This window comes from Mesorhizobium sp. M7A.F.Ca.CA.001.10.2.1 (assembly GCF_003998575.1).
Taxonomy (GTDB): Bacteria; Pseudomonadota; Alphaproteobacteria; order Rhizobiales; family Rhizobiaceae; genus Mesorhizobium.
This window is the reverse complement of sequence record NZ_RZQY01000130.1, coordinates 1-11,305: the sequence shown is the minus strand read 5'-3', so window position 1 is coordinate 11,305 and position 11,305 is coordinate 1. Positions and strand designations below refer to the sequence as shown.

The window sequence follows — 11,305 nt, the reverse complement described above, 5'->3', positions numbered from 1 at the left end:
CCCCTTTTCGGTGCCATTTCGACAGGAGCAGACGATGAACACCATCCGCACCGCCATGCTTCTTGCCGCGATGACGGCGCTGTTCATGGGCGTCGGCTTTTTGATCGGCGGCACCGGCGGCATGATGATCGCCTTCCTGTTCGCGGCCGGCACCAATCTGTTCAGCTACTGGAATGCCGACAAGATGGTGCTGTCGATGAACCGTGCCGTCGAGGTCGACGAAAGGAACGCGCCCGAATATTACGCCATCGTCCAGGCAATGGCCAAACAGGCCGGCCTGCCGATGCCGAAGACCTATCTGATCGACAACCCGCAGCCGAACGCCTTTGCCACCGGCCGCAACCCGCAGAACGCGGCGGTTGCTGCCTCCACCGGCCTGTTACAAGCGCTGACGCCTGAAGAGGTCGCAGCCGTCATGGCGCACGAGCTCGCCCATGTGCAGCACCGCGACACGCTCACCATGACGATCGTCGCCACCTTTGCCGGTGCCATCTCGATGCTCGGCAATTTCGCCTTCTTTTTCAGTGGCAATCGCGACAACAATCCGTTCGGCTTTGTCGGCGTGCTGGCGGCGATGATCGTAGCGCCCTTTGCCGCGATGGTCGTGCAGATGGCGGTCAGCCGCACCCGCGAATACGAGGCCGACCGGCGTGGCGCTGAAATCTGTGGACACCCGCTCTGGCTGGCATCGGCGCTTGACAAGATCGCCCGCGGCGCCGAACGCATCCGCAACCCCGATGCCGAGCGCAATCCCGCGACCGCGCATCTCTTCATCATCAATCCCCTTCACGGCGAGCGCATGGACAGCCTGTTCTCCACCCACCCCGCCACTGAGAACCGCATCGCAGCCTTGCAGGCGATGGCGCAGCAGATGCAAGGCGAAACCCAGGCCGCCCCGCGCCAGGCATCGACGCCACGGCAGGCAGATCAACCGCGGCCATCCGGCCCATGGGGCGAGGCAGCGCAGCCCGAGCAGCCGGCGGAGCCCGCCAAGCCCAAATCCAACCCATGGGGTCGCAATCCGACCGGGCCCAAGGGCCGGTGGTCGTGAGCGTGGCGGACAGAGGACCACGACGCACAGTTTCAAGTGATCAGGAACACAGGGACGGCGGCGACTTCGTTGCCGGTCTCGCCGCACGCAAGGCGGCGGCGCGCCTGCTTGCCGCCGTCATCGACGCCAGGACGCCGCTTGATGGGCTGACCGATCACGAAAACGGCCACCCGCAATACAAGGCGCTCGACATGCGCGATCGCGGCCTTGTCCGCGCCATCCTGGTCACCGCGCTGCGCTATCGCATGACCATATCAGGGCTGCTGGCGCGGCGCCTGGAAAAGCCGCTGCCGCCCAACGCCACCGCTTTGTCGCACATATTGCATGTCGCCGCAGCCCAGATCCTGTTCCTCGATATTCCCGACAGCGCCGCCGTCGACATTGCGGTGACCCATGCCAAGTCCGATCCGCGCACGGTGCGCTTCTCCGGCCTCGTCAATGGCGTTCTGCGCACACTGGCACGTGCCAAGGAAACGGAATTGCCTGCCGCCCTTGCCGCCACCGACGAAGCGCCAAAGTGGTTTTCCGATCGGCTGAAGACCACCTACGGCAACGAGAAGGCCAGACAGATCCTCGAAGCGCATCGCGTTGAGGCGCCGGTCGACTTCTCGGTCAAGGCCGATCCCGGTCTCTGGGCCGAAAAACTCGGCGGCATCGTCCTGCCGACCGGCACGGTGCGGGTCGAGAATCTTGTCGGTCCTGTCACTGAATTGCCTGGCTTTGCCGAGGGCGCCTGGTGGGTCCAGGACGCCGCGGCCAGCCTGCCGGCCCGGCTGTTCGGCGATGTCGCGGGATTGCGGGTTGCCGATCTCTGCGCCGCGCCCGGCGGCAAGACGGCGCAGCTGATCGTTGCCGGCGCGAAGGTCACCGCCGTCGACACCTCGAAAAACCGGCTCGTGCGGCTGACGCAGAATCTCGAGCGTCTCGGCCTGTCCGCCGAAATCGTTCAGGCCGACCTGCTCAAGTATGAGCCAGAAGAACTGTTCGACGCTGTTCTCCTCGACGCACCCTGCTCGTCGACCGGCACGGTGCGGCGGCACCCCGACGTGCCATGGACCAAGACTTCGGCTGATGTCGAAAAACTGGCCGACCTGCAACGCAGGCTGCTCGCCCGCGCCGTCACGCTGGTGAAGCCCGGCGGCAGGATCGTCTTTTCCAACTGTTCGCTCGATCCGCTCGAAGGCGAGGATCTCTATCACGCCTTTCTGGCCGGCACGCCTGAAGTCGCCAACGATCCGCTGCGGCAAGGCGAGATCGCCGGCATCGATTCGTTCCTGACGCCGCAAGGCACGCTGCGCACCACGCCCGCCGACCTGGAGCTCGGCGTGCCGGAGCGCTCGGGCCTCGACGGCTTCTTCGCCGCTCGCATGCGGCGAGCCGGCTAGCGATTGAATTGCCCGGATTTACTGACTTTTTGGGGTAGGATCGGGGGCAAAGCCAGGTGAACCGGCGTGGGGTCGTGGAATTCGCCTTCGCACGAATCGTGCAATCATGTAGACTCGGCGCCGGGGTAGAGGACGATCAGGAGGGGTTTTGGCACTTGCTGCCAGCAGCACGACGCGTCTGTGGACGCTTGTCGCGAAGGAGTTCTGGCGCAAAACGCGCCGGCGCCTGCGCGCCGGGCCTGTCTATCGCTGGCGCTATTCCGGCCGCACGCCGGAACGTGTGCTGATCGCGCCGCCGGACCTGCGCCTCGCCGACCCGCAGATCGCACTCGAGATCTATTACGGCCGCTATCCCCTGTCGGGGCATCTCGTCGAGACCGGCGGCAAGTCGCCTTTCCAGATCAGCGTGCCCAATCACGGCTGGCAGAAGACGCTGCACGGCTTTCGCTGGCTGCGCCATATGCGCGCCGCCGGCACCGAGCTTGCCGCCGCCAATGCCCGCGCCCTGGTCTCCGATTGGATCACCATGCATGGCAGCCATATTTCCGGCATCGCCTGGGAGCCCGGCACGACGGCCAAGCGCATCATCGCCTGGTTGCAGCACTCCTCGGTCGTATTGCAGGGCGCCGAGTTCCCTTTCTACCGCGCCTTCCTGAAATCGGTAGCCATCCAGATCCGCTACCTCAGGTCGATGGCGCGCGAAATGCCCGACGGCAAGGACAGGCTGCGGGCCCGCATCGCGCTCGCCTTCGCTGCCTTGTCCCTGCCGGCGCCGGCCTCGGCCCTGCGTGGCGCGACCCGCAATCTTGCCGAGGAACTCGACCGCCAGATCCTCGCCGATGGCGGGCATATTTCGCGCAATCCGATGGTTGTCCTGGAAATCCTCGCCGACCTTCTGCCGCTGCGCCAGACCTATGCCAACCAGGCGGAAACGCCGCCGCAGGCGCTGATCGGCGCCATCGACCGCATGCTGCCGGCGCTGCGCTTCTTTCGCCATCAGGATGGCAGCCTCGCCCGCTTCAACGGCATGGGCGCCACCATCCACGACCGCATCGCCACCATTCTGCGCCACGACGACACCGCCGGCGCGCCGCTGCTGCATGCGCCGCATTCCGGCTATGAGCGCCTGTCGATGGGCGGCACCACGGTCATCGCCGACACCGGCCCGCCGCCGCCGGTCGATGTGTCCAACGCCGCACACGCCAGCTGCCTTGCCTTCGAACTGTCGTCCGGCCGCCAGCACTACATCGTCAATGCCGGCATCGACACCTATGGCGCGGCTGAATTCCGGCCGCTGGCGCGCGCCACCGCCGCGCACTCGACCGCCACCATCAACGACACCTCGTCGGCGCGCTTCAGCCATTCGCTGCGTGTCAACGACCTGCTCGGTTCCCCGCTGATCGGCGGCCCGCAGCACGTGCAGTGCAAGCGCACCGACCAGAAGGGTGTTCAGGGCTTCATCGCCCGCCATGACGGCTATGTCCCGCGCTTCGGCTTCCTGCATGAGCGCGAGCTGAAACTGTCGGCGAACGGCAATGTGCTGGCTGGTCGCGACCGCTTCCAGCGGCCCGGCAATGCAGCGATCCGCAACAATGGCCGCGACTTCGTCACCGTCCGCTTCCATGTCCACCCCGACATCAACCTTTTGCAGGACGAGCATGACCGCCTGGTGCTGGCCGCCGATCAGGCCGATACCTGGGTGTTCACAGCAGCCGAAGTGGTGCCGGAAGTCGAGGAATCAATCTATTTCGCCGGCCTTGGCGGCCCACGCCGCAGCCGCCAGATCGTGCTTGCCTTCAAAGCCTCGGAAATCGCCGAAGTCCACTGGCAGCTGACGCGCACCAGCATCGCCGGTCATCCGGAAAACAACTGATCCTCCTGGCAGGGCTTCGAACGCAGGTTAACAAAAGGCCTGACGACAACCAGTTCGGCGGCATCGGCAGCTTGCGTCGGCAACGATAGGAATTTTTTCTTGACTCGGTGACCTCAGCTATGGTACAAATTCGCCCATGGTGCTGATTTGCGCCAGTGACCCGCCGCACAGGCGGGTTTTTCGTTTTAATACGGATTCGTTGCCTTGCCCCACCTGACCGCCGGTTTGATTTCCGGACGGCATGTGCTACGGGCGCGGGCATCCATCACACCAGTCGTGAAAGGCTGCCAGCCCATGGCCGTCGCCGCCAAGAACATTCCCGCACCAGACCTTGTTCCCGTGCGTCGCGCCCTGCTCTCCGTTTTCGACAAGACCGGCCTCATCGATTTCGCCAAAGCGCTGGCAGCCGCAGGCGTAGAGCTGGTCTCGACCGGCGGCACGGCAAAGGCGATCGCTGACGCGGGCCTTCCGGTGCGCGACGTCTCCGAGCTCACCGGTTTCCCCGAGATCATGGACGGCCGCGTCAAGACCTTGCATCCTGGGGTGCATGGCGCGCTGCTTGGCGTGCGCGACGATCCGGAGCATTCCGCGGCAATGCGCAAATACGGCATCGAGCCGATCGATCTCGTCGTCTCCAATCTCTATCCGTTCGAGGAGGTCCGCCGCTCCGGCGCCGACTACGCGTCGATCGTCGAAAACATCGACATTGGCGGGCCGGCGATGATCCGCGCCTCGGCCAAGAACCACGCCTATGTCGCCATCGTCACCGACCCCGGCGATTACGCCTCGGTGCTGAATGCGCTGGAGATGAACATCGGCTCGCTGTCGCTGGATTTCCGCAAGAAGCTGGCCGCCAAGGCCTTCGCCCGCACCGCCAGCTATGACGCGGCGATCTCCGGCTGGTTCGCCGAAGCGCTCGAGATCGAACATCCGACATGGCGCGCCTTTGGCGGCAGGTTGGTCGAGGTGATGCGCTATGGCGAGAACCCGCATCAGAGCGCCGGCTTCTACGTCAACGGCGACAAGCGCCCGGGCGTCGCCACGGCGCGCCAGCTGCAGGGCAAGCAGCTATCCTACAACAACATCAACGACACCGACGCCGCCTTCGAACTGGTCGGCGAGTTCGACCCCGACCTTTCCGCCGCCGTCGCCATCATCAAGCACGCCAATCCGTGCGGCGTTGCCGAAGGCGACTCGCTGAAAGCCGCCTACGCCAAGGCGCTGGCCTGCGACCCGGTCTCGGCCTTCGGCGGCATCATCGCCGTCAACCGCACCCTCGACGCCGAGGCGGCGGAAGAGATCGTAAAAACCTTCACCGAGGTAATCATCGCGCCCGGCGCCACCGACGAGGCAGCGGCCATCGTGGCGGCGAAAAAGAATTTGCGCCTGCTGGTCACCGGTGGGCTGCCGGACCCGCGCACGCCGGGTACGACGGTCAAATCCGTCGCCGGCGGCCTGCTCATCCAGGGCCGGGACAACGCCGTCGTCGACGACCTCGAACTGAAAGTGGTGACCAAGCGGGCGCCGACGCCGGCCGAAATGGCCGACCTGAAATTCGCCTTCCGCATCGCCAAGCACGTCAAGTCCAACGCCATCGTCTACGTCAGGGACGGCGCCACCGTCGGCATCGGCGCCGGCCAGATGAGCCGGGTCGATTCCTCACGCATCGCCGCCCGCAAGGCACTCGACGCCGCCGAGGCCGCGGGCCTTGCCGAACCGCTGACCAAGGGCTCGGTCGTCGCCTCCGACGCCTTCTTCCCCTTCGCCGATGGCTTGCTGTCGGCAATCGCCGCCGGCGCCACCGCCGTCATCCAGCCGGGCGGTTCGATGAACGACAAGGACGTCATTGCCGCTGCCGACGAGCACGGCATCGCCATGGTGTTTACGGGGATCAGGCATTTCCGGCATTGAGCGCCCTTACCCTCCCGCTTGTGGGGAGGGTCGGCGAACGATCTTTGCGAAGCAAAGTTCGTGAGACGGGGTGGGGACAGCGCCGCACCCCCACCCCGCTCCGCTTCGCGGATCGACCCTCCCCACAAGGGGGAGGGTAAACTCACTCCACCGGCCGGTCCGCCGGATAGGGCGTCTTGACCAGGATCGCCATGCCGATGCCCAGGAACAGCACGATCACCGCCATGCCGAGCCGCGCTGAGCCGCTGGCCAGGGTGACGGACGCGACCATGAACGGCGCCAGGAAACTGGTCGCCCGCCCGGCCAGTGCATAAATGCCGAAATAGCGGCCGGATTCTGCCGCCGTGACGCTGCGCGCCATGTAGGATCGCGACGACGCCTGCACCGGCCCGAAAGCCACACCGATCAACAGGCCGAAGAAGATGTAGGCTTTTTCCGCTGCCGTGCCGAACAGGCCGCCCCTGTCCGGCCCAGGCATCATCCAGAGGCCGAACAACGTGTAGCCCGGCCCGGTCGAGACGATGCCGATCGTGGCGATGCTGAGCAGGACCAGCGAGATCATGACGATGGTTTTTGAGCCAAGCGCCGTATCGAGACGGGCTGCAACCAGGCAGCCGAAGATGGCGACGACGTTGAGAATGATGCCGAAAATACCGATCTCGGTGATCGACCAGTGGAACATCGCAGCGGCGAAGGTGCCACCCAACGCCAGCAGCGCGTTGACGCCGTCCTGATAGATCATGCGGGCTACCAGGAAGCGGAAGATGCCGCTGCGCTTGCGCACCTCACCCAGTGTCACTTTCAGCTCCGCCAACCCCTCTCGGACAGCCGGACCGATCGGCAGGCCCTTGATGGCGTCGGGGGTGAAAAAGAACATCGGCAGGATGAACAGGAAGTACCAGCCGGCTGACAAAGGCCCGGTTGCGCGCGCGTCCTCGCCGAGCTTCGGGTCGAGCCCGAAGAGCGGGTCGATGCCGATGATCGTCTTGCCGGTCTCAGGCGAACCGGCCAGGCAGGCGACGACGAAGATCAGCACGATCATGCCGCCGAGATAGCCAAGCCCCCAGGCCATGTTGGAAATCCGGCCGATCTCGCTCTTCGGCACCAGGCGCGGCATCATCGAATCGTTGAACACGGTCGAAAACTCCGCCGCCACCGACGCCAGCGAAAAGAACAGCACGACCAGGAAAAGGTTCGAACCGGGGGCCGCGAACCAAAGCATGCAAAGGCAGGTGACCTTGACCGCGGCAAAGAATGCGATCCACGGCTTGCGCGGTCCGGTCTGGTCGGCGATCGAGCCGAGTATCGGCGACAGCACTGCAATGACAAGGCCGGCCGCAGCAATGCCGTAGCCCCAGGCCGCCTGCCCGGTTTCCGGATCGCTCGCCATCCGCGACACGAAATAAGGCCCGAAGATGAAGGTGGTGACGACGGTGAAGAACGGCTGCGCCGCCCAGTCGAACAACATCCATCCCCAGATGCCGCGCCCGGACGCACGCTGCACTGTTTCTACCGTCATGATGATCCCCCGGCACCGGTTCCGTGTCGGGCGCCATGTCTGCATGTTTCATGCGCTCATGCAATGAACCAAGCTTGGTGTGCCGTCCCTTGCCCCTGCCGCGCGTTCACTGTTCGAAAGCCAAGCAATTGGCTTTCGTCCGCGACGCGGACCAAGCCCTTATTTTTTCTCGTGAGGGAAGTCGGACCGAAGGTCTGGCGCCGCCCTCCACCCCCTGCTTCGCGGCGATTGCCGCCGGCGCGAATTTCTTGATTATTAAGTTGACTCTTTTTGTCCGGTTTGACTAATTGCGCTCGCGCAGGGCCGGAAAGTCGCCGGTCGAACGGCTCGATATGGTCTGACAGGGAATAAGAGATGACGATTGGTCGACAGGCATTGCCGCGCACTCAGGTAAGGCGATTGATTGCGAGCAGTGCCTTGATAGCGGCATCTTTTGGAGCGGTGGGGGCCGGCCGGGCCCAGGAGGTTTCGCCGGACGATGCAACTCAACTGGAAACCATCGTCGTCACCGGCAAGTCGGACCGCCTTGTCGGGCCCGATCAAACGATCGTCGCCGAGGATACGGCGACCGCCACCAAGACCGATACGCCGATCGTCGACGTTCCCGCCTCGGTTTCAGTGGTAACCCAGAAGGAACTGGAGGCGCGCCATGTCGAAAGCCTGCAGCAGGCCGTGGCCTACACATCCAGCGTCCTCACCGACGAGTTCGGCAACGATGACCGATACGACTATATTCGCATCCGCGGTTTCGACCAGACATCGCTCGGTACCTATCGCGATGGTCTCACGGCGCGCATCCCCGCCTGGTTCACGGCCAGCCGTCTCGAGCCTTACGGACTTCAGCGCGTGGAGGTCCTGAAGGGATCGACATCGACGCTTTTTGGTCTCAACGGCCCTGGCGGGCTGGTCAATGCCATCACCAAGCGGCCGCTGGACCAGAAGCAGGGGGAGATTTACACGTCCTATGGCGACGGTACCAAGGAGGTTGGCGTTGATTTTGGCGGGCCAATCGACCCCGATGGCGTGTGGACCTATCGGCTCACAGGGCTGGCCAAGGATGGCGATCAAGGATGGGATTATTCCAACGACGATCGGCTTTACATCGCGCCCGCGTTGACCATCAAGCCCGAGGAAGGAACGTCGCTCACCATCCTGACTGACTATTACAAGCGAGATGGCACAGGCGCACGCGGCACCCCGGCTGGCGGCAATATCGACATCGGCACATTCCTGGGCGAGCCGGATTTCAACCGCTTCAACACGGAGCAGGTCGATATCGGCTACCAGTTCGAGCACGAGTTCAACGAGAACCTCACCTTGCGCTCCAATGCCCGCTACACGCATTTGAGCCTCGACTACGCCGAGGTCTACGGCGCGTCGCTTGACCCCACGGCGGACCGCACGGCATTTTCCGTCGATGGCCTGTCCAACCGCTATGCCTTCGACAATCAGTTGCAATACGATACGGGCTGGGGCGGGATCGACAGCAAGACGCTTGTCGGCGTCGACTACGCCAACGACAACACCCGTGAAAACATTCTCTTCGGCACCGCCGGTCCCATCGACATCGACAATCCGGCCTATTGCGGTCTGTCCTGCATCAATCTCGGCCCCTACGTGAACTGGCGGGTCAAGCAACAGGCAGTCGGTGTCTATGCCCAGGAGCAATTGACGTTTGACGACCGCTGGATCGTCACCCTGGGTGGGCGCTGGGACCGCGTGCATACGACGGCGGACTATCTCGACTCGGGAACGCAGGACGACGACACGGCATCCGCCTTCACCAAGCGCGCCGGCCTGACCTACAAATTCACTCCGAACCTCGCGGTCTACGCCAACTATTCGGAAAGCTTCCAGCCGCTCGTGGCGCCAAGCGGCAACGGATATGCGGTCTCGGGTTCGCTGAAGCCTCAAGAGGGCAGGCAGTATGAGGCAGGTATCAAGTACAAGCCCGACGGCTTCGACGGCCTGTTCACGGCCGCGGTCTTCGACCTTACCCAAACCAATGTTCCCACCTATGTCACGCCTGTTGTCCAGCAGCAGATCGGCAAGGTTGGCGTCCGCGGCATCGAACTCGAGGGCAAGGCCGCCATTGCGGAAAACCTGAACCTGACGCTTGCCTATTCCTACTGGGATGCCGAGATCCTGGAAGACGGTATTGGAGGAAATGCCGGCAATCGGCCGCAGCGTGTCCCTCGCCACCTGGCTTCGGCCTGGGTTGATTATACGCTACCCGAGGAGGGACGGCGTGGCGACCTGACCATCGGCGGAGGCGTGCGCTATATCGGACAAACCTACGGGGATGACGCGAACACGACTTCGATTGGCGGCTACGCACTGGTGGATGCGGCGATCAGCTACAAGATGACCAAGGACGTGACGTTGGCCCTGAACGCAACGAACCTGTTCGACCGGAAGTATTTGACAACCAGCTATTACGGAACCGAATTTTACGGCGACCGGCTGAAGATCGTCGGCACGCTCAAACATTCCTGGTGAGCTTTTTGAACGCCGGTTTCGAAGCGGATGGCATTCGAAAAGAGCCACACGCATCCGGTAATGCGTGTGGTGATCGTCGGCGGTTCACATCCCCGTCAGATCGCTCATCAGCCCCGACGCCACCGACAGCCGCGACACGGTGATGTCGCCGCCCTCGGTCAGCGCCTGCAGCCGCTCGCGGATGCGCGCCACCCGCTCGCCGCCGGCGTCCAGCCAGGCAACCACCGGATCGGCCGTCTTGGCGTGGCCGGTGAGTGCCGCCACCGCGATGCCGCGCCGTGCCGCGCCGATCGTGTCGGTGGCGCGCGACAGTGCCAGCTGATCATAGTAGTCCGAAGGCGTGATCGAGCGTGCGGCGTCCTCGACACGCGGGATGCGGAAGGCATCGCTGACGGCGAAGAACGCCTTGGCCGCGGCGACGATATCGGCGCCGGCGGTGCGCGCCGTCAGCGCGATGTCGGGGATAAGTTCCGCCACCTCGCTCAGCGCCAGTTGCCCGGCCAGCCCTTCCGGCGCGCCGCTCTTGAACAGCCCGTGCCGCTTCTCCTCGATGCGCTCGCGCGAGAAAGCCGGCAGCAGCGCAACGAGCTTCGGTTCCAGCGCCTTGCGTGCTTCCTGCAGCTCGGCGATGCGCTGGCCGAGGGGTGCCGTGCCGGCATCGTTCTTGAGATACCAGCCGCTGGTCACGTAGATCAGCCGGCTGACCATCTGATAGAGATCGAGCTGCACCTGGCCGTCGATCTGGTTGTCGAGCGCGTCGATCTCGCGATAGAGCGCCGGCAAGGCAAAACCGTCGCGCACCATCGCGAAGGTCCGCACCACGTCGGCGGCGGTGCGCCCCGTGGCTTCCTGCAGCCGGTTGACGAAGGACGGGCCGCCGCGATTGACCAGGTCGTTGGCGACGACCCGTGTGATGATCTCGCGGCGCAGCCGGTGGCCATGGATCTCTGTGGCGTATTTCTTCGCCATCCGGTCGGGAAAATAGCCCATCAGGTCGCGGTCGAAATGCGCGTCATCAGGCACGTCGCTGGCGACGATGTCGGAAAACAGCACGATCTTGGCATAGG

At 64.2% G+C, this 11,305-nt stretch carries 6 protein-coding genes and 1 pseudogene; 5 read left to right on the top strand and 2 right to left on the bottom strand.

Features of this window, described 5'->3' with window-relative positions; translation table 11 throughout:
- Positions 1-34 precede the first annotated feature (34 nt).
- The 4 genes from htpX to purH all read left to right on the top strand — a co-directional run bounded on the left by htpX (position 35) and on the right by purH (position 6,220).
- Complete coding sequence (htpX, locus tag EN964_RS11485; RefSeq protein WP_127271031.1) at positions 35-1,051, top strand: zinc metalloprotease HtpX; 1,017 nt, start codon at positions 35-37, stop codon at positions 1,049-1,051.
- Positions 1,009-2,436 (top strand): RsmB/NOP family class I SAM-dependent RNA methyltransferase, encoded by a 1,428-nt coding sequence (locus EN964_RS11480; RefSeq protein ID WP_127272502.1) that lies wholly within the window; start codon positions 1,009-1,011, stop codon positions 2,434-2,436. The genes htpX and EN964_RS11480 overlap by 43 nt, the downstream gene beginning before the upstream one ends.
- 148 nt (positions 2,437-2,584) lie before the next feature.
- Positions 2,585-4,309 (top strand): heparinase II/III family protein, encoded by a 1,725-nt coding sequence (locus EN964_RS11475; protein WP_127271388.1) that lies wholly within the window; start codon positions 2,585-2,587, stop codon positions 4,307-4,309.
- 294 nt (positions 4,310-4,603) lie between these two features.
- Positions 4,604-6,220: a bifunctional phosphoribosylaminoimidazolecarboxamide formyltransferase/IMP cyclohydrolase gene (gene purH / locus EN964_RS11470; protein WP_127273763.1), complete on the top strand. Its 1,617-nt coding sequence runs from the start codon at positions 4,604-4,606 to the stop codon at positions 6,218-6,220.
- A 142-nt stretch (positions 6,221-6,362) separates the two neighbouring features.
- Here purH and EN964_RS11465 read toward each other — a convergent pair whose 3' ends face one another.
- Positions 6,363-7,739, bottom strand: a complete 1,377-nt coding sequence (locus EN964_RS11465; RefSeq protein ID WP_127268919.1) for an MFS transporter — start codon at positions 7,737-7,739, stop codon at positions 6,363-6,365.
- 354 nt (positions 7,740-8,093) lie between these two features.
- Here EN964_RS11465 and EN964_RS11460 point away from each other — a divergent pair, with 354 nt between their 5' ends.
- A complete protein-coding gene (locus EN964_RS11460) occupies positions 8,094-10,238 on the top strand; it encodes a TonB-dependent siderophore receptor (protein WP_127268917.1) in 2,145 nt (714 codons plus the stop codon).
- Positions 10,239-10,322: 84 nt separating this feature from the next.
- Here EN964_RS11460 and EN964_RS11455 read toward each other — a convergent pair.
- Positions 10,323-11,305 (bottom strand): annotated as a pseudogene (locus tag EN964_RS11455) (NAD-glutamate dehydrogenase domain-containing protein); the annotation flags it as partial.